25 protein-coding genes are annotated in these 25,657 nt (G+C 58.8%); 11 read left to right on the plus strand and 14 right to left on the minus strand.

All coding sequences use genetic code 11. The annotated features are described in order from the left end of the window. Positions 1–9: 9 nt before the first annotated feature. Both Q4B98_RS08840 and Q4B98_RS08845 read left to right on the plus strand, forming a co-directional pair. Positions 10–1,242: a glycosyltransferase gene (locus Q4B98_RS08840; protein WP_303196844.1), complete on the plus strand. Its 1,233-nt coding sequence runs from the start codon at positions 10–12 to the stop codon at positions 1,240–1,242. Next, on the plus strand, positions 1,239–1,871 hold the full coding sequence (locus Q4B98_RS08845; protein ID WP_303196846.1) for a hypothetical protein: 633 nt from the start codon (positions 1,239–1,241) through the stop codon (positions 1,869–1,871). Before Q4B98_RS08840 ends, Q4B98_RS08845 begins: the two co-directional genes overlap by 4 nt. Before the next feature lie 19 nt (positions 1,872–1,890). Here the strand turns inward: Q4B98_RS08845 and Q4B98_RS08850 are convergent, their stop codons facing one another. After that, entirely contained in the window at positions 1,891–3,261 is a 1,371-nt protein-coding gene (locus Q4B98_RS08850) for an MFS transporter (RefSeq protein ID WP_303196847.1), read from the minus strand. 238 nt (positions 3,262–3,499) lie between these two features. After that, positions 3,500–4,120, minus strand: coding sequence for a superoxide dismutase (locus Q4B98_RS08855; protein WP_303196849.1), 621 nt, complete (start codon positions 4,118–4,120; stop codon positions 3,500–3,502). Between the two features lie 221 nt (positions 4,121–4,341). Between Q4B98_RS08855 and Q4B98_RS08860 the strand changes: the two genes are divergently transcribed. From Q4B98_RS08860 to fabG, 3 genes are all read left to right on the plus strand, one after another. Beyond that, on the plus strand, positions 4,342–5,121 hold the full coding sequence (locus Q4B98_RS08860) for an ABC transporter ATP-binding protein (RefSeq protein ID WP_303196994.1): 780 nt from the start codon (positions 4,342–4,344) through the stop codon (positions 5,119–5,121). Then, a complete protein-coding gene (locus tag Q4B98_RS08865; RefSeq protein ID WP_303196850.1) occupies positions 5,103–6,719 on the plus strand; it encodes an ABC transporter permease in 1,617 nt (538 codons plus the stop codon). The genes Q4B98_RS08860 and Q4B98_RS08865 overlap by 19 nt, the downstream gene beginning before the upstream one ends. A gap of 90 nt (positions 6,720–6,809) precedes the next feature. Next, positions 6,810–7,571 (plus strand): 3-oxoacyl-ACP reductase FabG, encoded by a 762-nt coding sequence (gene fabG / locus Q4B98_RS08870; RefSeq protein WP_303196851.1) that lies wholly within the window; start codon positions 6,810–6,812, stop codon positions 7,569–7,571. Between the two features lies 1 nt (position 7,572). Here the strand turns inward: fabG and Q4B98_RS08875 are convergent, their stop codons facing one another. The 9 genes from Q4B98_RS08875 to Q4B98_RS08915 form a co-directional block, all read right to left on the minus strand. After that, positions 7,573–8,385 (minus strand): ECF transporter S component, encoded by an 813-nt coding sequence (locus Q4B98_RS08875; protein ID WP_303196996.1) that lies wholly within the window; start codon positions 8,383–8,385, stop codon positions 7,573–7,575. Between the two features lie 2 nt (positions 8,386–8,387). After that, positions 8,388–10,043, minus strand: a complete 1,656-nt coding sequence (locus tag Q4B98_RS08880) for an ABC transporter ATP-binding protein (protein WP_303196852.1) — start codon at positions 10,041–10,043, stop codon at positions 8,388–8,390. Next, complete coding sequence (locus tag Q4B98_RS08885) at positions 10,040–11,311, minus strand: energy-coupling factor transporter transmembrane component T (RefSeq protein WP_303196998.1); 1,272 nt, start codon at positions 11,309–11,311, stop codon at positions 10,040–10,042. Before Q4B98_RS08885 ends, Q4B98_RS08880 begins: the two co-directional genes overlap by 4 nt. Positions 11,312–11,400: 89 nt before the next feature. Further along, on the minus strand, positions 11,401–12,021 hold the full coding sequence (locus Q4B98_RS08890; protein ID WP_303196854.1) for a class I SAM-dependent methyltransferase: 621 nt from the start codon (positions 12,019–12,021) through the stop codon (positions 11,401–11,403). Beyond that, a complete protein-coding gene (truA, locus tag Q4B98_RS08895) occupies positions 12,018–12,857 on the minus strand; it encodes a tRNA pseudouridine(38-40) synthase TruA (RefSeq protein WP_303196857.1) in 840 nt (279 codons plus the stop codon). Before truA ends, Q4B98_RS08890 begins: the two co-directional genes overlap by 4 nt. Beyond that, on the minus strand, positions 12,854–13,672 hold the full coding sequence (trmB, locus tag Q4B98_RS08900; protein WP_303196858.1) for a tRNA (guanosine(46)-N7)-methyltransferase TrmB: 819 nt from the start codon (positions 13,670–13,672) through the stop codon (positions 12,854–12,856). Before trmB ends, truA begins: the two co-directional genes overlap by 4 nt. A gap of 97 nt (positions 13,673–13,769) precedes the next feature. Then, positions 13,770–15,044: a hypothetical protein gene (locus Q4B98_RS08905; protein ID WP_303196861.1), complete on the minus strand. Its 1,275-nt coding sequence runs from the start codon at positions 15,042–15,044 to the stop codon at positions 13,770–13,772. 384 nt (positions 15,045–15,428) lie between these two features. Further along, positions 15,429–16,712 (minus strand): MFS transporter, encoded by a 1,284-nt coding sequence (locus tag Q4B98_RS08910; RefSeq protein WP_303196863.1) that lies wholly within the window; start codon positions 16,710–16,712, stop codon positions 15,429–15,431. Then, the gene (locus tag Q4B98_RS08915; RefSeq protein ID WP_303197000.1) at positions 16,693–17,904 is read right to left on the minus strand and encodes a radical SAM protein; all 1,212 of its coding nucleotides are present in this window, start codon (positions 17,902–17,904) and stop codon (positions 16,693–16,695) included. The genes Q4B98_RS08910 and Q4B98_RS08915 overlap by 20 nt, the downstream gene beginning before the upstream one ends. Here Q4B98_RS08915 and Q4B98_RS08920 point away from each other — a divergent pair. After that, entirely contained in the window at positions 17,842–18,105 is a 264-nt protein-coding gene (locus Q4B98_RS08920; protein WP_303197018.1) for a hypothetical protein, read from the plus strand. The genes Q4B98_RS08915 and Q4B98_RS08920 overlap by 63 nt on opposite strands. 587 nt (positions 18,106–18,692) lie before the next feature. Here Q4B98_RS08920 and Q4B98_RS08925 read toward each other — a convergent pair. Beyond that, complete coding sequence (locus tag Q4B98_RS08925; RefSeq protein ID WP_303196865.1) at positions 18,693–19,040, minus strand: hypothetical protein; 348 nt, start codon at positions 19,038–19,040, stop codon at positions 18,693–18,695. Here Q4B98_RS08925 and Q4B98_RS08930 point away from each other — a divergent pair. From Q4B98_RS08930 to Q4B98_RS08940, 3 genes are all read left to right on the plus strand, one after another. Next, positions 19,024–19,434, plus strand: a complete 411-nt coding sequence (locus Q4B98_RS08930) for a hypothetical protein (protein ID WP_303196866.1) — start codon at positions 19,024–19,026, stop codon at positions 19,432–19,434. The genes Q4B98_RS08925 and Q4B98_RS08930 overlap by 17 nt on opposite strands. Before the next feature lie 404 nt (positions 19,435–19,838). Further along, a complete protein-coding gene (locus Q4B98_RS08935; RefSeq protein WP_303196140.1) occupies positions 19,839–20,306 on the plus strand; it encodes a hypothetical protein in 468 nt (155 codons plus the stop codon). A gap of 999 nt (positions 20,307–21,305) precedes the next feature. Continuing rightward, positions 21,306–21,599 carry a DUF1540 domain-containing protein gene (locus tag Q4B98_RS08940; protein WP_303196867.1) on the plus strand — a complete coding sequence of 98 codons (294 nt, stop codon included), beginning with the start codon at positions 21,306–21,308 and terminating at the stop codon, positions 21,597–21,599. A 131-nt stretch (positions 21,600–21,730) separates the two neighbouring features. Here the strand turns inward: Q4B98_RS08940 and Q4B98_RS08945 are convergent, their stop codons facing one another. Then, positions 21,731–22,627 (minus strand): hypothetical protein, encoded by an 897-nt coding sequence (locus tag Q4B98_RS08945; protein WP_303196869.1) that lies wholly within the window; start codon positions 22,625–22,627, stop codon positions 21,731–21,733. A gap of 255 nt (positions 22,628–22,882) precedes the next feature. Next, positions 22,883–23,830, minus strand: a complete 948-nt coding sequence (locus Q4B98_RS08950) for an endonuclease domain-containing protein (RefSeq protein WP_303196871.1) — start codon at positions 23,828–23,830, stop codon at positions 22,883–22,885. A gap of 492 nt (positions 23,831–24,322) precedes the next feature. Between Q4B98_RS08950 and rplM the strand changes: the two genes are divergently transcribed. After that, positions 24,323–24,766, plus strand: a complete 444-nt coding sequence (gene rplM / locus Q4B98_RS08955; protein WP_303196872.1) for a 50S ribosomal protein L13 — start codon at positions 24,323–24,325, stop codon at positions 24,764–24,766. 22 nt (positions 24,767–24,788) lie between these two features. Beyond that, positions 24,789–25,310: a 30S ribosomal protein S9 gene (rpsI, locus tag Q4B98_RS08960; RefSeq protein ID WP_303196874.1), complete on the plus strand. Its 522-nt coding sequence runs from the start codon at positions 24,789–24,791 to the stop codon at positions 25,308–25,310. Positions 25,311–25,657 lie beyond the last annotated feature (347 nt).

Genomic DNA, 25,657 nt, shown 5'->3' on the forward strand with positions numbered 1-25,657 from the left:
GCTGAGACCGTGACGACCCTACGCATCGCTCAACTGGCCAACTTCGTCGGTCCTGTATCTGGTGGCATGAAGGTGGCCATCGACGCTCTCGGCAAGGGGTACGTCGCTGCCGGGCATGAGCGGATTCTCGTCATCCCGGGGCCGAAGGACCATATCACCGAGTCCGAGTCAGGTATCACGGTCGAGATTGCAGCACCGCGTGTTCCTGCTGGATACCGGATGATTGCTACCCCTTGGCGGGCCCTCGACGTCCTTGACCGGTTCCACCCCACGTCCATCGAGTCTTCGGACAAGTGGACACTCACGCCCGCAGCAGGTTGGGCGTCGCGACGCGGAATCGGTTCAGTTCTGTTCAGTCACGAGCGCCTCGACGACATGCTGGCGATGTGGGTGCGTCGTCAATTCGGCGTCGCTGCCGCAGTCGGTGCCCTGAACCGTCGTCTCTCCAAATCCTTTGACATCGTGGTCGTTACCTCGGACTATTCGGCGGGTGAATTCGCCGACACTGGTGCTCGTTTGGTCAAGGTACCTCTCGGTGTTGACCTGCAGACGTTTAACCCAGACAAGCGTCAGACCGGCTTGTCGACACCTCGTTCCGACGGCCTGCTTAGGCTGTGTTACGTCGGGCGGATGAGCCACGAGAAGAGCCCACAACTGGCCGTCGCTGCGGCCGTCGAGTTGCACCGCCGTGGCGTCCCGCTGCGCCTGGATATGTACGGAGTTGGTCCAGACACAGAGGCCATGAAGAAACAGGCAGGCGACGCCCCGGTCTTTTTCAACGGTTTCGTCAAGGGACGCGACGAAGTCGCGCGTCGTTTCGCAGCTGCCGACATTTCTATGTCAGTGTGTCCGGCAGAGACCTTTGGTCTGGCGTCCCTGGAAGCCCTTGCCTGTGGCACTCCGGTTGTCACTGCCAATCGTGGCGGTGCTCACGAAATCGTCGACGTTACCAGCGGGGAAGCAGGTAGTGCCGACGCAGATGGTCTGGCGGACGCCACTGAGCGATTGGCTGCCCGTCTCGGACCCGATCTGCGGATGGCTGCCCGGCGACGAGCTGAGCAATTCTCGTGGAGTGCCAGTGTCGAGAAGATGCTCGCCATCCATTCCGAGATTGCCGCACGCCCCGGTAGGAAGCCCTACTGGAAGCAGAAACTCAAGGACCGTCATGCCGCCCGGAGAGGTGTCGACGATCCACTCGCCCCGCACGATGAGCACATTGACGACCTACAGGAGCGTAGATGAAAAAGATCCCACTCGTGCTGGCCGGCATGGCAGCAGTCGCCCTCCCCGTGGTTCTGGCGGCGCCGAAACCAGAACCTGCCCTACCAGCAGGACCCGACGGCAAGCCGTTACGTACTTTCGATGATGTTGTCTCGACCTGCCGCGCGACGGGTAAGACCGGCTGGGCCCTCGTCGACGAGGCGACTCAACTCGTCCACCGGATGTATACCCATTACTCGTGTTGGCACCTGTGGCTTAGCCCAGAAGCTTCGTTGGAGGCTGGGCATGGCCATGCTGGGCAATACAACATCGCATTAGGACGAGTACTCGAGGAGCTGGGGTTCCAAGTTCGTCCAGTTCACGCTGCACGGGTTCGCTTGGAACACCACCCGTGGTACCACACCGGGCACAATTGGCTCCGGGTGACGTACGAGGGTAAAGAACTTGACGTGTGTGCCTCGCGGCCAGGCAACACCGCAGGGAACGTCGCTTTTGTTCCCATCACCGAGGTCCTCGACCGCACCAGGCTCAACAGTATTGACACCACCCTCGCACTAGCCCCGATCGTCGTCGTCAGTGTATGGAAATCCTGGTTAACGGGATCGGGGGTCCAGCGCTGGATTTACCGGCCATTCGGCCAGTCGGCCTGAATACGGGGAGATTCCAGCGTCAGGCATGCGACAGCTTCCCGGTTGCGGTCTTGGTAAGCGGCCGGTGCATGGTTTCAGGTGCCATGGACTGTCCAGTCACAGCGCCGACAACGCACAGAGCTGCCGCGATGACCATGCACCACTTGATACCAATCGTCTCGATACCAAGCGGGAGCAAATAAGTGCCGAGGAAGGCACCAACGCGGCTGGCTGCTGACCCGAATCCCACACCACTGGATCGGATGTCGGTATCGAAGATCTCTGAGGGATACACCGCAGTGAGGATGTCGCTGTAGGAGTTGACGAGGGCGAAGGCGGCCAAGCCCACCACCAGTACCCACGAGGGAGCATTGGTCCACAACCCGACAATCAGGAGAACTGCGGTCTGAATCCAGAACGGCCCGATGAGCATACGACGACGGCCGATTCGATCGATTGCCAGCACGCCAACGACTGCACCGACCACACCAATGGCGTTGGAGAGGATTGTCCCGGCAGCCTCAGACTTCACGTTGAGAGATTCCAGCACCTTCGGGGCGTAGGTGAAGATCGCGAAATATGGGGTGACGATGCAGGTCCAGAAAATGCAGACAAAGATGGTGCGACGCCGCTGGCCGGCACGAAATAGCTTGCGGTAACCCTCTCCGCTCACCGACTCCGCAGCGAGGTCCTCGGCATCGAAGTATTCCGGCCCCATGTGCGTCTCGACGACCTGGCGCGCCTCGGCCTCATGACCGTGACGAAGCAGCCAGCGTGGAGATTCTGGAAGACCGATCCGTAAACCCAAGACGATGAGGGCAGGGATGGCCGAAGTAGCCAGGATCCACTTCCATGAGACCCCAAGCCACAGCAGTGCGTACCCCAGCAGGACGGCGATGAGAAAGCCAATGCGCCAACACAGTTCGAGGAAAGCCAGCTTCGAGCCACGCTCGCGGGCCGGAGCGAACTCCGAGAGCATGGGCGCTCCGATCGAGTATTCGGCACCAATCGCCATGCCCAACAGGAATCTGAGGATTGCCAGCGAGATTCCGCCGGTGGCAAAGGCCTGCCCGACGCCGATAATGATGAACGCAATGATGTCGACGAGGAACATCTTGCGTCGCCCGAACTTATCGGTGAGGAAGCCGAAGAGCGGGGCACCAATGAAAATACCCAGCAAACTCGCAGCACCGACAAGCCCCTCTACCGCAGGGGAGAGTCCTAGGTCGTGATTGATATGCAAGATGACGACGCTGATGATGCCCAAATCGAAACCATCGAGACCGCCGCCGAAGGCCGTAGCAGCCGTCACGTGACGTAAGAATCGTCTGGCTTCGGGGGAAATCGATGATGACGCCACTTGTGTGTCAGACGTCGGGCGGGCGGTATTGAGCTGAGTGTTGGCGGCCATTGTGGCAGCCCCTTCCAGTGGCGGACAATGCACCACGGAGCGCGGTTTAAGCCGATCTATCGGTTGATCGATACGCCGCTCCATGGTTCTTCGGTCGATAGTTCTGGTTTTCGACCGATTTATTTACCGTACTGGCAATGGAGGTCGCAGCGCTGAGATTTGACACAATGCGGGTTTTCTGGACACACAATGAGGGACCCGTCGTGGCGACGAGTCCCTCATGAGTTCAGATGGCCTCTCAGATGAGACCCGGAGTCTGGGAACGGGCACGATCAAAGCGAGCCTGGGCGTCGGCCCAGTTCACAACATTCCACCACGCGGTGACGTAATCGGCCTTCGCGTTCAGGTACTGCAAGTAGTAGGCGTGTTCCCACATGTCGAGCTGCACGATCGGAATCTGCCCGGAAGGCAGGTTGCCCTGCTGGTCGAACAGCTGCATGGTGTTGAGACGCTGGCCCAGGACATCCCAGACGAGCATGCCCCAGCCGGAACCCTGAACCCCCTTGGCGGCTTCCTCGAACTGCTTCTTGAAGCCGTCAAAGGAACCAAAGAACTCGTCAATGGCGGCAGCGAGTTCGTTGCCCTCGGGGCGACCGCCACCGTCGGGAGACATGTTCTTCCAGAAGACGGAGTGGTTGATATGACCGCCGAGGTTGAAGGCCAGGTCCTTCTCGAGCTTGTTGATGGCTCCGAAGTCGCCCTTCTCGCGGGCCTCGGCCAGCTTCTCCAGGGCGGTGTTGGCACCCTTCACGTACGTGTTGTGATGCTTGTCATGGTGGAGTTCCATGATCTTGCCCGAGATGTGGGGTTCCAGTGCGCCGTAGTCGTAGTCGAGATCGGGAAGGGTGTAAACAGCCATTCTTCCTCCTGTGGAACGAGATGCGCCATGGCATTCGTCATGACGTGGCCCTCGGTGGGCCGCTTGTCCGGTACAACACCGAAGCTGTCTCCATCATTCCCGCTACTGCGAGGTTTTTCACGAAATGTGTCGGAATTGGTGTCACGTAAGGCTCTCGGGCTGCGACCTGGCAATCTGGTTTAATAACTGACATGACTGACTCCACTCGGCCTATGCCTCAGATGTCGGTGACGGCCCCGACGCATGAGCCAGCCGTCAAGATCGAGGGCCTCACCAAGAGATTCGGTTCCAAAGTAGCCGTCAACAACCTGACGATGTGGGTTCCGCGTGGCTCCATGTTCGGCTTCGTCGGTCCTAATGGAGCCGGAAAAACAACAACCCTTTCTATGGTCACCGGCCTGCTGCGTCCAGACAATGGCCGAATCGAGGTACTTGGTCACGACGTCTGGGCAGACCCAGCCAGTGCCAAGGCCCGGATGGGTGTCCTTCCTGACGGCATGAAGACCTTCGACCGGCTTTCGGGCCGAGAACTGCTGCACTTCTGTGGGATGCTGCATCGACTCGAGCAGCGCACCGTCAAGGAACGCACTGATGGGCTTCTGGAAGCCCTTGGTCTGGTGGAATCTGCTAACACTTTGGTCTGCGACTACTCCGCTGGTATGACGAAGAAGATCGGTCTGGCCTGCGCCCTTATCGCTGACCCGGCCCTGCTTGTCCTCGACGAACCCTTCGAGTCCGTCGATCCAGTGTCGGGCCAGACGATTCGCGCAATCCTGCGTCACTTCGTTGAAGGCGGCGGGACGGTCGTCATCTCCAGCCACGTCATGGAGTTGGTTGAGTCCCTTTGTGACTCGGTGGCTGTTATTGCGAACGGACAGCTCCATGCCATCGGGACCATCGACGACGTCTGCCAGGGCAAGTCCCTGCAGGACAGGTTTGTCGAGCTTGTTGGCGGGAATGCCAATGTCGGGGAGGGGCTGACGTGGTTACGAAAGTCCTGAAATATCAGTGGCGAACTACCCTGGCCCCCTTCCGCAAAGGTGCAAAGGCCTCGGAGGTCTTCGGCCTCATCGCCATCATCATCATGGCCTTGTTTCTGGGTCTCAGTTATTTCGCCTACGTGACGTCCACCGGACGACTCGGCGTCGATTCTCGTGGTTCCACCACTGCTGTGGCGGGCGCGTCACTCATCGTTTTCTGGATCGTTCTGCCGGTCCTCTTCGGCTCGCAGTCGACGTACACCGACCCCTCGCGATACGCGGTTTTCCCCCGGCGTGCTCGGGAACTCATGCCCGCGTTCGTCATGGCTGGGCTGTTAGGTATGGGCGGAATCGTCACTTTCCTTGCAGCTGTCTCCCATATTTTCGCATGGTCCAGCTCCGGGACGGTTGACGTCGTCGCAGCCGGTCTCGGTGTCCTACTGGGGTGGGCCGGTGCCATGGTCGCTTCGAACCTGTTATTGGCCGCGATGTCAGCGGTACTGGCCAAGCGTCGATTCCGTGAGACCATGATGATCTTGCTTTGGCTTTTGTGCTGTGGACTGGCAGTCGGGATGCAGTTCGTGTTGAGAGCTGACCCAACTACCACTGAGATTCCGGTGCATGTCGGTCGGATCGTCGGGTGGACCCCGCTGGGATGGTCATGGTCGATGCCGTGGGAGGCGGCCAATGGCAGCTGGCTGGCTTTTGTCGTCAAACTCCTCTTCAGTGTTGTTGTGCTGGCTCTCATGGTGGGGGCCTGGGGAATCATCGTCGACCGTCGCCTCGTCTCACCAACAGGAGACGGGGACGGTGCCGAAAAGGTCACGACCGAAAGCCGGATTGACCGCATATTTCCGGCTACCCCGACCGGGGCGATTGCCGGACGCACCCTGCGCTACATGAAGCGCGACCCACGAATGGTGTCGGTGTTGCTCACGACCTTCCTCGTCCCGGTTCTCTCGTCGATACCCATGTTCATCAATGACACGAATGAAGCGAGCGATACGACGTCAGCTCTGTTTTTCACCGGTTTTCCTTTCGTGGTCCTGCTGTGGGTGGCACCGCTCTACGCAGGTTCGCTCGTGAGTTATGACGGGACAGCCTTGTGGCATCACATCGAGGCGTCGATCAGTGGTGCAGAGGATCGGCGAGGCCGAGCGATTGCTTACCTGATCGCCACGACGCCTATTGGGTTGGTGCTGGCCTTCGTCTTGGTATGGCGCTGTGGTCAGTGGGAGCTGCTCCCCGTGGTTGTCGCTGAAGCGTGGAGCGCTCTCCTGCTGTCAACGGGGATTGGTTCGTGGATGGGTGTTGTCATTCCCGTACGGGTTGCCGAGAACCGCAAGGGGGGCGGTTTTAACTCGGGTTGGGGGTCGTTAGGTGCGAGTTACCTAGGTGTCCTCATCGGCATGGCGGTGGGATCCATCCTCTCTGCCCCGATCGTCTTTCTCGTAGTGCTGGTCGGAATCAGCGGGCATTCGTGGCAGAGCATTGTGTTGACCTTCGTCGTCGGGCTGGGATGGTCCTTCTTGGTGTTGCACCTCGGGATCATTGTGGGCGGGCGACGACTTGACCGCAGTTGGCACGAGGTGCTCGAAAAGATCACTCCGGTGGCGTGATCTGTCGGGGGAACCGATCAGCGGTGTGTGCATGCCAGCTTGTTACCATGGGTGTGTCCCCTGCGATCAACGATGTTTGGAGGAGAGACAATGACTGGACTGCTCGATGGTCGTACCGCGCTGGTGACCGGCGGATCCGTTGGAATAGGTCGCGGAATTGCGGAGGTTCTCGCCTCTCACGGTGCCCGGGTGGCCGTCACCGGTGTCACCGAGGAAGAATGCACTCAGGCTCGCGAGGACGGGCTTGACGCCTACCAGCTCGACGTGCGCGACAAGAAAGCATGTGTCCGGGTGGTCAATGATGTCGCTGTCGAATTCGGTGGTCTGTCCGTACTGGCTGCCAACGCGGGTGTGTACCCTCAGGCCCGCCTCGCCGATCTTGATGATGACCAGATCGACTTCATCTTCGACGTCAATGTCAAGGGCATGATGCACGTGGTGCAGGCGGCGACGCCAGCCCTGCGTGAATCTGGTCGCGGGCGCATTGTGGTGACATCATCGATCACTGGCAATATCACCGGCTATCCCGGGTGGTCTCATTACGGTGCCACCAAGGCAGCCCAGATGGGATTCATCCGCTCCGCCGCAATGGAGTTGGCTAGCGACAAGATCACCATCAATGCTGTGATGCCGGGCAACATCGTGACTCCAGGTTTGAAGGCGCTTGGCGAGGATTACCTTGCCGAGATGGCGAAGGCCGTGCCGCTGGGGATGTTGGGCGAGGCGAAGGACATCGGTGAGGCAGTGGCGTACCTCGCCTCGGACGGGGCTCGCTATGTGACGGGTCAGTCGATCGTGGTGGATGGCGGGCAGATTCTGCCGGAGGGGCCGGACGCGCTGGCGAATATGTAAGTCAGTTTTCCGGTGTGGGTTTCCTGGTTGCGTCCGGGACGAACTGGGCGCGTCGGGAAGCCCGGCGTAATACTCGCAGGATCGGGCCTCCCAACAGAGCTAGGCAGACGACGTTGGTGACCGCGCGCCCTAGGTTCCACCCCATCGATGTCACGACGTTGAACAGCACGAAGTGCCACAGGTTTGTGAGCGGGGAGGTGTGTGGGTCGAAGGAGAGTTGGGTGCCGTTTCCCAAGTTGAAGGGCCAGAAGGCGAAATCCATCAGCCAGCCATAGACGAAAGCAGAGACGAATCCCCAGCCGCATAGCCACGCGATTTCAGTTTTTCCTTTGGCTCGGGGAAGGAGACCCGCTCCCAGTCCGACGAAGCCCGAGGCGATCATCTGATACGGCAGCCACGGGCCGAAACCCGCAGTGAGAAGGGCGGACGCGAACATCGTCGTCGTCCCCACAACGAAACCGAACCCTGCTCCGAACACTCTCGCCCCAAGGATCATGAGGATGAAGACGAAGGAGATTCCGGCCATCGACGGGCTGAGGGTTCGCAGCGCGGCCCCACACGCGGTCAGGACGCCAATCATGGCGAGGGCTTTGACGTCGATTCCGTCGGAACTGAGTTGGGACACCACCACCGCCAGCACGACCGGCAGGATGGCCGCGAACAGGAAGGGGGTGCGCGTCTCGTAGTCGGCTGAGCTACCGGGATTCAGGAAGAGCGGCCAGAAGAAGGCCAGCAAACCCATGATTGCGGTGAGGATGAGTAGTACCCGCGAGGTCTTCGACGTTCGGACAGCGACGTTCTGCGTGTGCGGGATACTCATCGGCCTGAACCTCTCGGATTATCCACGAGCCTCTCAACATCAGCGATCGTCATGACGTCAGCGGGGTGGAAAACTTTGGCGATCTGCGGGCTGAAGGCCGGGGAAGAGGCACACACCGAGCGCGTGGATCCGTCGGCAACAACCTGGCCGGTTGCCATGACAATGGTGCGATCGGTCGTTGCTGCCGCGAATTCCACATCGTGTGTGGCCAGCAAGACTGCCGCAGGAGTTCCGGTCACGCCCGCCGTGATGTCTTTGACGATTCTCGCCAGCTCGTTTTTCATGGCGTAGTCAAGACCACGGGTGGGCTCATCGAGGAGAAGAACGTCAGGGCGGCTGGAGAGCTGGATTGCGAGTACAAGAGCTAGCCGCTGGCCCTCCGAGATGTCACGAGGGTTGCGATCTTTCGGTAATTCCACGCCGAGCTGGGAGAGGATGGCCTGCGTGGTTCCCTCGGGAACTTCCGATTCCTTGTCAGCCTGGGCGCACTCCTGGGCCACGGTCGGCAAGTAGAGCAGGTCGGCGGCGGACTGGGGGACCAAACTCACCATCGTCCGAGCGGTCTCGGCATTGGCTTTGCGCGGGTCGGTCCAAGAGCCATTGTGGTTGACAAGGACCTTTCCGGATGACTTTGTCGCTCCCTGGATTGCCCACATCAGCGATGACTTTCCGGAACCGTTACGGCCCATGAGGCAGGTGACTGTCCCTCGCTCCAAGGTGGTCGTCATGGTGTCAACGGCATGTATCTTGCCGTAATCGACACTGACTTTTTCCAGCCTCAGCACGTCGTCGCCGTTCTCCCGCCACGTCATGGCCTCGGAGGGTTGTGGCGCATCGGGGAGTTCGGGATGAGGGCCCACGCGGCGGCGGGCTTCGCGCACCGACAGCGGGATGGTCGACCATCCGAGCGCTCGGCCCAGAGCGGCCAGCGGCGGAACGACGTCAGCCTCGGCCAGGATTTGTTCCGGCGGTCCCTGCACAACGGACCCGTCACCGGGCAGCCACCACACGGTGTCGGCAGCGTGCATGACACGTTCCAGCCGATGTTCTGCCAGAACCACGGTCAGCCCGACGTCATGGACGAGCGTGGTGATCGAGGCAAGAACGTCTTGGGCTGCGGTGGGGTCCAGCGCGCTGGTTGGTTCGTCGAGAACGAGGATGCGCGGCTGAGCGGCGAGCACGGCGGCAATAGCGACCCGCTGCTGTTGTCCACCCGACAGACTCAGCAAAGCCCGTCGTCGCAGATCGGCGATCCCCATGAGGTCCAGGGTCTCCTCGACTCTTTTGCGCATCACTGACGGAGAAATACCCAGCTGTTCCATTCCATAGGCGATCTCGTCCTCCACGGTGTCGGTGACGAACCCGCTGACCGGGTTCTGCCCCACCACTCCGACGACATCGGCCAGGTCGCGTGGACGATGGGTGCGGGTGTCGCGGCCAGCCACTGTCACGGTGCCGTTGAGACGTCCGCCGGTGAAGTGGGGGACGATTCCATTCAAGGCACCCAGCAAGGTCGATTTGCCGGTGCCGGTACGTCCGACAACCAGCGCCAAGTCACCCTCCTCAACAGTGAGGTTGATGTTTTTGAGGGTCGGAGTCGTGGCTCCAGGGTGGGTAATCGACACGTTCGACAGGGTGATGACATCGCTCATGGCTCACTCACCTGATCTTTCCGGTTTTTCCACGATGCCGCCTGCTCTGGGTCGGCTGACGTGGATCGTTGAGGTGCTGGGGTGAAGATTCCGGGCAGCGCTGCTGCCACCACGACGATGAGCATGGCCGGTTCCAGCGGCGGCCAGACTACTGGTGAGGTGGAAACGGTGATGGCATCGGGGTTGGCCTGGGACAGCCAGATCATGGCGACCATCGCGGCAGCCCCGCACAGGCACGAGGCGGTTGCCTGCCACGTCCAGGGGTCGGGGCGGTACCGGCTTACCCCGAGACGGCGTCCCGAGACACGCAGACCGATGATCGACCCGACAATTCCGGCGATGACGAGGAGAATGCCGATGTGCTGACCCATCCGGTCGGCCAGGAACCACGAACACAGGCTGCCGGCGGCGCAGGCTGACGGGTCGGTGTTGAAGGACCCGGTCGGATCTGCGGTGAACGAGCCGGTCGGGTTGGCCAGAATCCCGTAACAGCCCAGGGTCAGTACCATCACGGAAAGAACGAGCAGAATCCGTGTCCCGGGTCGGACCCGACGGTCGTCGCGGGTGCGTCCGTAGCCGCGCGACTCCATCCCACGGGCTAGGGACATCGAGGTTTCCACCGAGTCCTCCAGCACGGGGACGATGACCGCGACGAGGGCCCTTATTCCTTTTCGGTCGTCGCCGCGCAGTCGTCGCGCACGGCGGACTCGTTGTACTGAAGCGATGAGTTGCGGAAAGATCGACAGCGCAATGACGATGGACACCGAGATGTCATGCAGAGCGGCAGGGACTGATTTGAGCACTCGTCGCGGGTTGGCTAGGGAGTTCGCGGCCCCGAAACAGATCAGCATTCCAGCCAGGCGCAAGGCATCGTAACCGGTGGCTGCCAAGCCTTCGGCGCTGACCGGTCCACCAAGACGGATTCCGGCTGCCCAGTCAGGCAGGGAGACCTCGGGTAACCGGAAAACGACGGTGCCCGTCCCGTCACCTCCCATTAAGATCTGGAAAAACACCCGAATGACAATGACCGTCAGGGCTATGCCGGCGTAGACCCCGGTGGAACGAGCCCATGGTTCGTCGGTGCGACGCAGGGCGACAACGAGCGCCACGGCCGCCATGATGAGGACGACGAGGAGGGGATTGTTCGTGAGGCTGATGGCAATCCCGCAACCAGCAGCCCAACCCCACCACGACCACGGGTGGACAGTTCGGGTACTTCCTGCTGTGACCGCGCCAGGGGCCTCAACGATCGGGTCGACCGTCCTCATCACCAATCTCGACACGGTCTATCCCCGGTTCCAGTCCCTGTGAGGCATATCTTCCTTCTCTCTTGGCACCACGTCAGCTTACGACGGGCTCAGGCATTGACGTCGATGACCCGGAACCCCTTCGCGGAGGCGACCCGGGCCGCGTCGAAGCCCTGCTCACACATCCAGCGGGTGAGGGAGTCTGCGCCGAGGTTTTTCCCGACGACGAGATGAGCAACCCCTTCGTCGGCCAGTCGGGACAGCCACGTTGTCAGTATTTCGTGCAAGATCGGTTTGCCGACCCGGATTGGTGGGTTGGACCAGATCTCGTCGAAGCGCATGTTCGGGTCGACTTCTTCGGGACGACAAGCGTGGACGCGATCGCCCACCCCAAGCGCGTTGGCGTTGCGGTTAGTGAGGTCAATGGCTAGGTCGTTGACGTCGACAGCGACGATCCTCGATCCGGGACAGGCCCGTGCCAAGGCGCAGGCGATGGGTCCATATCCGCAGCCCAGATCGAGGAAGGTGCCGTCGGAAGGCGGGGGAGTGATCTCACGCATGAGAACGGCTGTCCCGGGGTCCAGACGTGCTCCGGAAAACACCCCGCCGGCAGTGGTCATCGTCATGGAATCTCCCCAGACGTTGACGGTGATTGTGCGGGTTTGCACCGGCCCCTCGGGGGTGGTGAAGTAATGGCTGGGCGCGCGGCGATCGCGGCGGGATTGACTCATCGGCCCTCCTCACAGGTGTCGCAGAGTTCGTCATGGCTTCGTCGGGAACGGGCTTGGGCGGCGCGTCGGGCAAGGTCTTTGTCGGCTGGGTAGCCGACTTCTTCAAGGGTGAGGCCGCAGGCTGGCATAACGAAAACCGACGACGCCCTCGTTGGGCTGGCTGCTACCTCGTCGAGCCATTCTTGGCTGCGCCGCCCTGCGCCGACTGCAGTGAGAGCCCCGACGAGGGACCTCACCATGGAGTGACAGAAGGCGTCCGCGCGGACGGTAACCTCGACGGTTCTTGACGGGTCGTTGCGGCGCTCGGCGTGGCACTCGAGCAAGGTGCGGATGGTCGTCGCACCCTCGCGGTACTTGCAGAAGGCGGCGAAGTCGCGTAGTCCGAGCAAGGATTCCCCAGCAGCGTTGAGACGCTCAAGATCGAGGTTTCCTCGTACGGTTGCCACGTGAAAGCGCGTCAGGGGATCAGGCTGGGAGGACTCGTCCCAAAGTCGGTAGACATAGCGACGCCACAGTGCCGAAAACCGGGCGTCAAACTCATCGGGGACAGGGCGGATGGACCTGACGGCGACGTCGGGTTCAAGGACTCGCGCTAATCGACGCAGCATTGAGGAGGTGTCGATGTCGTCAGGAAGATCGAGGTGTGCCACCTGACCTCGGGCGTGGACACCGGCGTCAGTTCGCCCGGCGACCGTCAGCGGGGTTGGCTCGTCAAGCCGAAGCACCCGAGGAATCCACTTTTCCAACTCGCCTTGGACGGTGCGACGGTCGGGCTGGGCGGCCCAACCCGAGAAGTTCGCCCCGTCGTAGGCGATGTTCAGGCGCCAACGAGTCATGATTCGTCCACACGACGCCAGGTGAGGTCACGGACGGTTCGTCCGGCCGCGAGCCCTTTCTCTTCGTAGCGGGTCAATGGGCGCTCCTCCCATCTGGGGCTGAAACCATTCGCATTAACTGGCTCGAGGAGCGGCTCTGCTGACAGCACGTTGACCATCCAGGAAGCGTAGTCGTCCCAGTCGGTGGCCAGCCGCCACAATCCGCCCGGGCGCAGTCGGGACGCCACCAAGCGAGCGATGTCGGGATTGACGATGCGGCGTTTGTGGTGACGCCTCTTGCGCCATGGGTCAGGGAAGAAGGTCCAGACTTCGTCGACATGCTGAGGGGCGAAGAGACGATCTATCCCGGCTGCCGCATCAGCAAGGATGACGCGGGCGTTAGTGGCATTGGTGGCGTGAAGTTTGTTGAGAGTGCTCGCGACTGACGGCAGGTAAACCTCGAAGCCAATGAAGTCGCGATCTGGATGAGCTTGGGCCAGGGAGGCGAGGACGGTGCCGGCCCCAGTCCCAATCTCCACTGTGACTGGTGCTGTCCGGCCGAATATTCCTGGCAGGTCGAGATAGGGTCCAGGGGCCACCGAAGTACTGGTCGTGTCGCGGGGGACATCGATCAGATACGTGCTAGCCAGAGTGTCCATGGCACGTTGCTGGGACTCATTCATCCTGGGGGAGCGGCGCACGAAGGAGACGATGCCGCGGCGTACCTGCTTTGTTGGCCGGTCGGCGTTGGCTGAACGGGTGCCCCGGTGTGGTGCAGGTTCAGGCTTGGAGGGAGTGGATGTGCTCGCCAGCGTGGTGTCGGGGTCGTCGGTCACGGCAGTAATGCTAGGTGATAGGGGCAGTGACGCTCATATACAAGAACCCCGCCCACGTCGTGACGCGGGCGAGGCTCTTGTTTATCAGGTTCGCGAATCAGAACAGACCCTTGCTCTTGGCGGGCTTCCCGAAATCGTTGAGGGTAGCCGTCTTGGAGCTGACGTTCTGGTCGTTGTCGGTGGAAACGTCGCCATCGATGCGGCCAATCTGGGTGACCTCGATGGAGTTCACCAAACGGCCTTTCTTGGTCAGACCGTCACCGAAGGAGAGAGCGGTCAGGACTTGGTCCTCACCAGGCTCGATGGGGTTCGAGAGAGTTACCTCAAATGTACGGGTGGAGGTAGCGCGATCAAAACCAAGGTCACGGGCGTAGGCACCGTGGTGATTTGTGGTGGTAATCAGACGATCGACGCCCTTCGGACCCTTCTCAGTCTTGACTTTCACCAAGAAACGGGTTGGCTGGCTGATGTCTTTGTAGTACTCCTTGTTGCCAACATTTTTCACATGCACGGCGACGGAACCTGCGAAGCCAACAGCCTTGGCGTCGGAGACAGTAAGAGACGGCTGGAGGTCGTAGTCTTTCGCGTCAACTCCCTCGACAGCCTTCGGGACGTCGGCTGGAGCGATGTCGTACTTCGGGAGGTTGTCCTTCAGGCTGTCAGTAGAGCCGGTGATGGCACCGGTGGCGCGGTCGTACAGGGACACCCGGATCTCGTTCTGCACCGGTATCATGGCGCGCCATGCGACGGGGTTAGACCATGTTCCGTTGGGTTTGCAGTGCTGCTGGGTGCCGGTGATGTTCATGGTCCGGAATCCATAGGTGGCTTCCCCAGTGTGGGCAGCAGGCACCTCGTAAGGGCCAATCGTTTGGCCGACGTTCCACGACAGGGAGTACGAGGCTGAGACGCCGAGCTGCTTGCTTATCGACAAGCCGATGGACGGAGAAATCGAGGCGGATGTGCCGTCCTTGGAAGTTCCTGCGTCTCCACCCAGGCTGACGTCGATGGATTCCGTGGCGGAGCCATTGATCGAAAGGTCGATCGATTGTGAACGGGACAGATCCTGGGACAAAGAAATTGGCTTGTTCGTGTTATTGGTAGTCTTCACAGAACCAGCTGGAACAAAGTTCTGAGTGACCTTGTAGGCAGTTGTGCGATAGTCCTCAGAAGAGTTACATACTGGCGACGGATTGAGAATGTTGGCTTTGAGGTGATCCGAGCCGTGGTACGTATTTACCAGCGGAAGAATCTTGTTGGTCTTGGGGGTTTCCGGGTATACGTCGTGAGATTCCCCAGCCATTGCTGGGATGGCGGCTGCTGAGGCGACCAACGCGCCGAGTGCGATCCCAGCAACTTTACGGATATGTGACATCGGTCCTCCATCTAGATGATCCAAACAGCTTCAGGGGAAGCTGCCCGATGAGATATCGGTATCATTACTCTTGGGGAACAGCCGGTCAAGTCGCGTCCCAGGCATGAAATCTGTACTTTCGGACACGTTCAGCTGTACCGACGTTGCGGCCATGTGGACGCTGGTGGCCCAACGGGCTTTTCGTGGCTCGTGACAGGTAAGGCGCTCATCGCAAAATGAGGGTGTAGACGGCTGGCTTCTCGATCGGCTTGGCATCAGCAACAGACCCACCAAGGCCATCGATAATTGTCCGGAACACTTGTGTGGCTCGGCCCTGGGGTCCTGATCCACACATCACCAGATCATCTGTGGGAGACGGAGGATTCAGGCCGCCTGTCTACGCCCTTATTTGCGATGCCCCCTTGTGATTCTGGCGGAAAATTCTTCAAGGCCATTCGAAGTGGGTATCGCGCGAATTTCGGAAACTAGCGAAAGATGTAGTAGGCATAGAGCCATAATAATGACGCCCGCCAGTAGAGTATTTGTGTAGCCAAAATGCTCATAAAGGAAACCGTTAGCCGCAGTAATTGAAGCCCCAAAAATAAGCTCTAGAATCCCAGTAGCTGCGGTTGTTCGACCAAGTCTTTCGTCGGGAACTATGAGTAACTGTAGCGATCCAAGTACCGCGCTTCCTGCCGGAAGTAGAAGTAACGCAGGTGCGAGCAGAAGTAGATGAGCCACGGAGGAATGAAACATCAAAAGCAATCCGGTGGACGCAAGCGGCAAAACATAACCAAGGAGGACAATGATGCTACCACGGATGGCTCTCGTTAGCCGAGTGGCTATAGCGGCACCGATGAGTACTCCGACCGCCACAATGCTGTTTGCTATGCCGGCAGTTGCAGCGTTTCCAGTACTTTTTAGCGTATGCCATATCGTTGCTGTTATGACGGCGTTAAAAACGTTGATCGCTATATTTCCGGATGTTGTGACTACTCTGAGCAGCCGAATTGACAAAATGGTTTCAAATCCAGCAAGCAATTCAGGTATGGAAAATGATTTATGAGAGCCTTTCTTGTGGCTGAGGGCTGCCACAGAGATAGAACGCGGCAGGAATAAACTTGCGATGGATCCGAGAAGATTGCTGATAATATTGAACGCGTAAGGGAAAATATATCCAAGTTGAAGTAGGGCTCCAGCAAACGGGGAAGTTCCAAATTCAATTACCGCATCTCGCGCTTGATTTACCGATATAGCTTTCGGTAAAATATTACCAGGGATAAATGCTCTTAGCATGACGTTCGTCACGTTTGCGCAAAGCCCAGATCGTATCCCTAACGCAAACGCCAGGATGGAGGCCGTAACAAAGGTAAAAGTATCGGTTGACAGCAGAACGATTCCTGCAGCATATAGAACAATCCCGGAAATGCCATTCCAGAAGGCTACCTTTCGACGATCCCATGCATCTTGAATCCAGCCTCCCAAAATGTGTAATATGCCCGCTGTGACGAGGGTAATTGAGCTGACTATTCCAGCATGGGACGCGGAACCTGTTTGAGTAAGGACCAATATCGATAGGACAAATCCGTTTATGGCTGAAGATAAGGCGAATGAAGTGTCAGTTGTGAACCAGGAAATATATCCTGGATACCGCCAAAGGGAGGAAGGCTCAGCTTTTTTTAGGTTCATTTATCCACCCGGTAAGAAGTCCCTCTAGTGCCCCAATTCGATAGGCGCAGCCGACAGGATCAATTCCTGTGAAATTTCCGTTCATAGCAAAGATTCCACCGGGGCAGCCTCTACAAACCTCTCGTATGTCACAGGAAGAACAGAATTGTGTGGTGCGAGGGTTTGCATTGCGCAATTTTACCGCGATACTCTTATTGGCATGAATATCCGCGGGTGCATGTCTTGAAAGTGATCCCATCCGCCACTTGTCCTTGTCGTGAAGTAACGTATAACAAGGTAGAATCGACCCATCTACGTCGACTGTAAGTGTTGTGGTTCCTAAACCGCACCAGCCCAGGTTGGATGGGTGAGCGAAGATGATACGCATCTGCTCATCCATTACCGACTTGTAGGATTCGTGGCGGTCTTTCAGTCGCACAGCTTCACGTAGATACTCCTCGGCGCACGTGCGAATCCAGTGGGTGAACTTAGCTTCTTGGTGTTTGTCCTCAAGAGACGCCTGAAGAGGGGTTATGATTACGCCGGGAGAATCGAACTCATCGACCAGGAAGTCGTGAAGGGCGAGTATCGAGATGCCCGAGTCCATGTGAGCAGGAGAGTACACACATTCGATTCCGGCAATGTTAACTCCCGCATCCCGATACCGTTTTATATTAGCTTTTATTCGATTGTATGATCCCTTACCATTTCGGAAGCGACGGTTTTTGTCATGAATTTCGATTGGGCCGTCAATAGATGCGGTGATATGTAGGTTTATTTTGTGAGCAAGGCAAGAAATCCGCGCGGAGTAAATTGTCATATTCGTGACGCAGCCTATCGAAACTTGATTTCGCTGCGGCGTCGTCTCGTTCGAAAATTCTTGGACGGCTTGGGCGCATCCCTCCATTGCCGGAATGTTCATAAAAGGTTCGCCACCGAATAACTTAATACGGTGAATAGTCGGATGGGCGTGCAGCATTTGTAATGTGAAGTTGTAAGCGTCAGATTCTGTCATCCAGCTTGATGTGTTGCTACCGTACAGTCCTGCATTTGCGAAACAGTAGGGGCACTTTAGGTTACATCCCTTAGAAATGTTAAGTACGAGCTCTTCTGGCTTGTGCGGTGTGTCATCATAATTGGTGTGTTGGTGATGGACTCGATTTTGAATCTGGCGGTACAGTTCAAGCGCCGCAGAACTATGGAATCTGGCCATTTCAAGAAGCGAGGTGGGGCGAGGAAGTGTGCTGCTCACCCCACCTCTTCCGATCAGCTGATGCCGATTCCGGAACAGCCGAATCCACACCATGCCGCCGAAGCTAGCTTGGTGCTTCGTATGTACGATTCCATTTCTGAGAGAGTCTCGGCCATCATTGGCTCCTTTCCCGATTTGTGGTGTTCGTTACGAACGGCTTGATACTAGCACTACGTGGTTGCGTCGCACCGTGGTTGGGGTACTTGTGCAGTTGTTCATGATTGAGAATGTAAGGCAGTTTAATTCTGTCGGTGTTGAGGAGTAACCTCTCGCATACATGAGGCAAGGCCCGAAACGGCAGCTGAGTACAGTACAGGTGTTCGAAAACTATGTCGATAACTTTAGTTGACTGCTCGCGGGTATGGCGTATCAATCTTGACTGGAATGTTGGTCCCTTCGTTCTGGTGTCTGAGGGGTGCTGGACCCCTCAACACAGTGGACCCTAGGCGAGAGCCTCTATCGGAGTGACTCTATTGAAAAGGCCTTGTCAGATCGTGCTTGTCGACGAGTATGTGGTTAGCCGCAACCATAACTGTAGGGACTCATGACAAATAAGGGTATAGGCGGTTGATGGTGTGGCGGTGTTGGGTCAGCGGCCTGCCCCGATGGGGTATCACCCGCCACAATGACACCCTGGTCAGCGAGCGGACCCCGTATAAGAAGCGGAACAAAACTCAGTACACCTCGCTATTGGACGCCGGATGATTCAGACCTCCGTCTACTTCCTCAATTATGGAATGCTGCTTTCGTCACATGGTCTGGTGGTCTTGTCCACAGATTTTGCGGGTTGTCCACAGATTTTGGCTGTGGGGGTTCTCACCGGTTGTGTGGGCCTCCAAGATTGTGGCCATGGTGATGAATGGTGAGCATGTCGGACGTTGTAGACGGTGGGTAGCGACGATGGCTGTCTTTGCGGGGATGGTTGTAGGGGTGAGCGGGTGTGGTGGAGGGGGTTCGTCCGGGTCGATGGGCGGGGTGACTCCAGCTGCCAGTGCGTCGACGAGTTCGACTCCGGGGGCGGACGGGTTGAGGTTTGTGAAGGCGTCGGCGACGCCGGTGCCGGGGACGAAGGAAGACGCGGTGTTTCTGGAGGCCAAGAAGGTTTACGAAACGTATTTGGACGAGATTTACAAGCTCGAGGCCGAGGGGGTTGGGGACTCCTTGTCGCCTGAGCTTGAGGCGATTCTCAGTGACAAGGGCGTGGAAGTTACGTTCAAGGGGTACTCGGAGGCGAAGAAGAGGAAACATCGTGTCCTGCCACTTGAGAAACCGTATCCGGATACTCAAATTAAAGCAGAAAGGTCTGCTGACGGTCAGCAGATAACTGTGTACGGATGTGCAGATATTTCCGCGTGGAGGTTCACAGATTCAATAGACGACAAACTCATTCCGGGTCATATTCGGCGTGATCGTTTCGTGATGGAGCGAATCGACGGTGATTTGATTGTTATTGAAGTTGAGTCGGATCAGGTTGAATCATGTCACGTATGAACGTCGTTGCGATAGCTGCTCTCATGTCTATGCTGTGGGTGTCAACACCTGCTCTAGCGGATGATTCTGGCGGGGTTAGTGTGGATGAAGAGCGCGGATCTATAAGTGTCGGTTATAAAGGTGCCGGTTCTTACCGGAGGCCGGGTGTCGGTTTTGATCGGGGGGCTAAGCATGGTGCCCCGGGTAGCAGGGACTCTCATCATAAGCGTCATCGTTCTCGTGGTGCCGATGATGGTGGTGGTGCCTCGTCTGAGCCTGGGAAGCGGTGGGGACCTTATGATGATTCGCCGGTTGTTGTGGTGAATCGGATCCCGTATTGGGTTGGGTATAGCGATCCGGGGGAAGAGTCTCAATCCGGTCGTCGTTCTGCGCGTGGTAAAAATACAGGTCCGTCGGCTGAACAGGTGAGGGATTGGTCGGTTGATATTGCGGCGAATATTCAGTTGCCGAAACCTGTTATCGAGGTTGAGCCGCGTCCTTCGGCTAATAAGTGGAATATTACGGCGGTGGGGCAGCCGTTATGGTTTCATAATCCGGGGGTTGGGCATCGTCGAGCGAGTAATTCTTCCCATGGGATTGTGGTGTCTCTTGACGCACATCGGGTGAAGACTATCTATGACACGGGGGAGAAGGTTATTCGGTGCACGCATTCGACTCCTCGTCCTGCCAGTGCTGATCCGCGCGCTGAGTCCCCTGATTGCGGGTATGTGTATCAGCATCCTGGGGAGTACACCCTTGGTATGACGGAGGTGTGGACAGTGGGGTGGCGTGCGGGTGACCAGTCTGGTGAGATTGTGACGACACGGTCAGCGTCGAAACCATTCAAAGTTAACGAGCTTGTGGGATTGCTGACCAAACCCGGACAACAATAAGCCGAAGCGAACTGTCCCAGGTTTGTGGCTCATCGCAAACGAGGGCGTAGGTGGGGTGTGGATCCTCCGGCGTCGAGGAGTGATCTGGTGATGTCGTGGGTGAGGTTTCGGAATCCTAGGGCTGTGCCGTGTAGGTGTTGTTGATGGTTTCGGTGAGTCTGTGACTGGTATGGGACCACACGTGTTCGCCCAACCCCGATCACCCTCACCCCGTTGAGGCGGGCCGGATCGTTGATAAGCAGGTCATGTCCGGCGGTCACCACGGCGGTGTTGGCGGTATGCCAGGCCACCTTCAACCCGGCCAACCCGGGCGATCGGCGGGTAGTCGACCACAACCCTCCTGTTAAGGCCCAACCCAGCCCCGGCCCACGACATCATGGCCCGTGCCGGTGCAGCCGCAGCCATGTTGTGACGCCACAGGTGCCCACACCCTCGACACCGGTAACGGTGTACCTTCACCAGCACCACGATGGGCCGCCACCCGACCGGTTCACCGGCAAACCTACAAATCACTGTTGCCGACGCAACACCGTGGCCACCGCAGCGGTGACACCACTGATCGGGTTCAACAACACGGCAGCCCAACACTGCCTGCTGAAGGCCAACACATTAACCGGTAACTTCAGACCCCAGCTACTCAAAACCGCAAAACGTCGTCAGATCAGCAGTGGTGAAGATAGCGTCGAGGCCTTCCGAATGGACGCTGTGACAACGCCCATCATCGAGGGACCTCGACCCTGACCCCCAACCGTCACGCTCACCCGCTCAACTGCGAAGAGCCACTGTGGGGTTGCTGTTAAGGCTGCCATTATTTGTATCTCGTCACCGTATTAATTACTTGAATTTGACAGCGCGAAGAGTCCGAAAAGGTGAGCAAAGGCTGTGCTAATTTGCGGTCGTTACACCTTGTCAGAAGCAACTCTGAGATGAGGCTTGCCTTGCTTGCGGCTAGTGTTTTGGAGTCCTATGTTGAACATGTCAGACACGCGGTGGTCATTCATGAAAGGTTTCGACATGCCTACCGCAACTCCCGTTGTTTCCTGCACCTGCACCGACTGCGCTTTCAATGATTCCGGCTGCACTGCTATCGCGGTAACCGTCGGTGGAGTCACTGGAAAGCCCGCTTGCGCAACCATTGCCCGCCTTGACGCTCGTGCCGGCCTCTCCTCTGCCGCTGGACGCGTTGGTGCCTGTCACCGTATCGAGTGCATTCACAATGACAAACTTCTGTGCACTGCCAAGGAGGTCACCATCAGTGACGCGGCGGCTTGCACGGCTTACCAAGCCCGCTGAGTCGGGCGTACCAATTCCGGCTGTTGAAGGTGACGGTGAGAGCCGTCGCATCCCTGGCGCAACTGACCGCCGTGGTTCAGGCGTGGACCCTCTCGGGGGGAGAGAGGGCCACGCTGTCCCGGATCCGGCTGTCAGACACGCGTAGGGCGTACCGGGTCCGAGTTCAGGGGGAGCCGGGCCACAGCGGCCTCCAGCTCAGAGAGGGACGTCGCGTCCCGATCCAGAGGAATGAACACCGCACCCGTTTGATCGGGATTGACGTACATGAGGGTCAGTCCGGTGCGGTCGATGTCGGCGCAGAACACCCGCCCCACGGTGTGGGGGCATGCCTGGTGGGTGGCGCGCGACCAGCAAGTGCAGCCGAGCAGTTCTTCCCGTCTCACTGCGTCACACAGCTGCGACAGATGGAAGTCACCGATGGAGGCGACGACGTCAAGAGCTGAGAACTCGTCCTGGATAGAGGGAAAGACCTCGTCATTGGGCGTCTCGGCGATGAGAGTGGGGATGTCTATCTCTGTGCTTCCCATCGCGTCGTGCAGAATGGCCTGATGCGGGTCAATGACGCCAATGAGGCCATCATCGAAACCAGCGATTATCGAGACCTCACTCGGCACCAGCTCGGTTGCGAGCAGATGATCGATCTGGCTGACACTCAACCAGGTCACGGTTCCGAGGACGTGGAGAGTGGCCGCCAACAACCGGATTCCTGGCTCCGGGGAGTCCTTGGAAATCTCCAGGCGAATGTCAGTCGGCACGCCCACAGGGACCTGGCAGAGCGCCTGCGCAGGTTGTGAGCGCACGGCGACCACGAATCGTCCTGAGGTTGTGACTCCGTGAGCCTGCAGATCGCACGTCCACTGATCGGGGTCTCCGTCTGCCGAGATCATCGCGTGGGCGACCATGGTTGCCGCGCCGGCGCCGGCAAGTATGCGTCGTGCAATAGATGAAGTGCGTTGTGACAAGGTCGGTGCGATACGGGTCTTTGGATCTAGGGCCTCGCCTTTGTTGGTGTCGCCGATGGTAGTCATTGTCACATCCCTTCGGATTAGGTGAGCCTACTCTAACACAGCGGAGGTTTGCGGTGGGTTGAAGGTCGGTCTGCCACAACATCCCGTGGTAATGCCGAAAAGTAACGGTGCGCGTGCCATCTGGAGTGGCAGGGAACCTTGGTGTTACCGGTAATTCCACAAGCCGACCAGCATGAGTTATCGGCGGGAGTGGGGGAGATCGGGGTAGCTGGGATGAGGCCCCGTGCAGCGGGTCCTGGGTGACAAGAGCGAGTGTCAGGCGGGCACGACGCCAGCCATGATTTGGCGCAGGATGTGTTCGGGGAACGTCACCCGGGGACGGTGCCGCCGGTGAAGGTGGGAGGTGAGCCAATCCAGCACAAATTGCGGGTGTTGCCTAATCATGGTTGGGGTGGTGTGCAGGACCTTCCAACCGGACCGGTCAAGGTTGGCGGACCGCATCATCGTGTTCTCGTAGCCCTCAGCTGTTCCGTGAATCATCCTGCCGTCGATCTCGAGCGCGACTCTCTCAGCTTCAAACGCCTTGTCGAGGATGTACCGGCGATCCCCGGCACGTACCGCATGGTTTGGCTTCACGCCAGTGATTCCTACAGCTCGCAACAGTCGACCGAATTCCAGTTCAGGGACCGACCAGGACCGAAGGTTGATGTCAGCGAGTGCGGAGGCGATACGTTGCCGACTAAATCGCCAGGACAGGCTGGAACGCGCATCTCGACACGATTCCGGACTCACCAACCCCTGCCGGAGTGCCTCGCAGACCCATGCCCAGTCCCCGCGAATTGCAAGGAGCAGTACTGACACCTCGGGCTCCACGACCCACATGCCATGTCTCTGCGTCACGTACCGCCGAGGGACTCGCCATCGGTAAACACGGATCTCCTCTCGCTCGATTGAGCGGGTACGAGAATAGGCCTCAATGTCTTTCACTGCGTCAAAGTCATGAAGGTGCTCGCCGGGCGGTTTTAACCCTTGCATGACGAGGGCGGCCTTGCCGATGAGGACTGCGTTTTGGTGCCACATGTGCACTGCTCTGATTCGCACCCTCGGGTCACGTGCCACTGTCGTTGGTGACACGACACCCGGGAGTATTCGCACCGCCTTCCCAGCAGCTACCGCTCGGTCAGCTTGCCCTCTCAGGTGGCTGAATCGGTGAATGCGGGCCACCCCGCCGTTTGCGCGCCATTCGAAATCGAGTTCATTCATACCTTCAGTTGTCGTCTGAAGTTCTGAAATCCGTCACCATCTTTGAAATCTGTGGACAACTGGCAGAGAGCACTCAAAGATGCTTGTGGAAAACTCCCGACCTGGTTCTCGCTGCTACCGCAGGCGGCAGTCAGACGGTGATCTCACGGTTTTTCCTTGCGGCAGGCGGGGAGGGGCGCGAGCCGAGGGGTTTGGGTCTCGGAGCGTCCATGAGCGCGCCGGGTCGATGATCGGGGTCCCCATTTCGTCTTCGATTTGGGCCTCGGCCTGCTGTCCGTGTATTTTTACATCGTTGCCCTCGAGCAAACGGGAGTTGGCCGCCGCGGTCGCTCCGTCTGTCCGACACAGCGATGTCGTGATGCGGTTCCGGTCTCCGGCGTGTCACGCCGTCGAGTGGAGGAATCGCCCGCAGAGCACCACCACGTTGCAAGATCCCTGTGCGTGAGTTCGTACCGTGACTTCATGCATGGGACCGAGTTCGAGAAGGTACCTGTGACCACCTACAGCCCCAAGGCCGGAGAGGTGCAGCGGAATTGGTACGTCATCGACGCCGAGGACATCGTCCTGGGTCGGCTGGCTGCTACCGTTGCCAACCTCCTGCGCGGCAAGCATAAGCCGCAGTACGCCCCCCATATTGACACTGGTGACTTTGTTGTCATCATCAACGCTTCCAAGATTGCGCTGACCCGCAAGAAGGCCACCAATTCGCTGCGTTACGACCACTCGGGTCGCCCGGGCGGCCTGCGCGTCACCAGCATCGGCGAGATGCTGAAAGAAAACCCCCGTCGCGCCGTTGAGCGCGCGGTGTGGGGCATGATGCCCAAGAACAAGCTGTCGCGTCAGCAGCTCAAGAAGCTGAAGGTGTACGGCGGCCCTGAGCACCCGCACGCTGCGCAGAACCCGCAGCCTTATGAGATCACCCAGATCGCCCAGTGATCGCCCACGAAGGATTGTGACAGTGACTGACACCGCAACCGAGAACCTCGAGAACACCGAGGTCACCCCGTTCACCGAGGGCGACCGTGAGATCGCCTACCGCACCGACTCCAACCCGACCGTGGCTGCTGGCGACTCCAAGCGCCCCGCCGTGGTCGCCCCTGGTGCTGCTACCGGTCGCCGCAAGGAGGCCATCGCCCGTGTTCGCATCGTCCCTGGCTCCGGTCAGTGGAAGATCAACGGGCGCACTCTGGAAGATTATTTCCCGAACAAGGTTCACCAGCAGATCGTTACCGAACCCTTCACCACGGCTGGTGTTGAGGGTTCGTATGACGTCATCGCCCGTATCGATGGCGGCGGCATCAGCGGTCAGGCTGGTGCGCTGCGTCTGGGCATTGCCCGTGCACTCAACAATGTTGACCCCGAGGCCTCTCGCCCGGCCCTCAAGAAGGCCGGTATGTTGACTCGTGACGCTCGCGTCAAGGAGCGCAAGAAGGCCGGACTTAAGAAGGCCCGCAAGGCTCCGCAGTACTCGAAGCGTTGATCTGGTTTTCCTAGAACGTGGGGCGGCCCTCCCTTGGCGGAGGGCCGCCCCGTTTTTGTCGTCGCCACCTCAACAAACCGTGAGAAGGATGTCCCTAGGATGGGCGGGGATTGACGACAGGCCACCACGAGCCAGGATTACCAAACCAAGAGGCTCTTGGGGCGCGCGTGGATTGACGGGGAAGTTCGCGACCTCCCGCCACCTCTGGTGGCAGAACCCGACGTATGTCACGGTGTTTCCACAGGTGTTCGGGATCACCCCTACCGCCGGTACCGAATCAGGTCGATTCCAGTGAGGTGAGCGGATATTTCGTTCAGTTTGTGTGAGCGGTTGGTAGAGTGGCCCTC

Origin of the sequence: Cutibacterium sp. (genome assembly GCF_030525615.1) — a bacterium.
Classification (GTDB): Bacteria; Actinomycetota; Actinomycetes; order Propionibacteriales; family Propionibacteriaceae; genus Cutibacterium.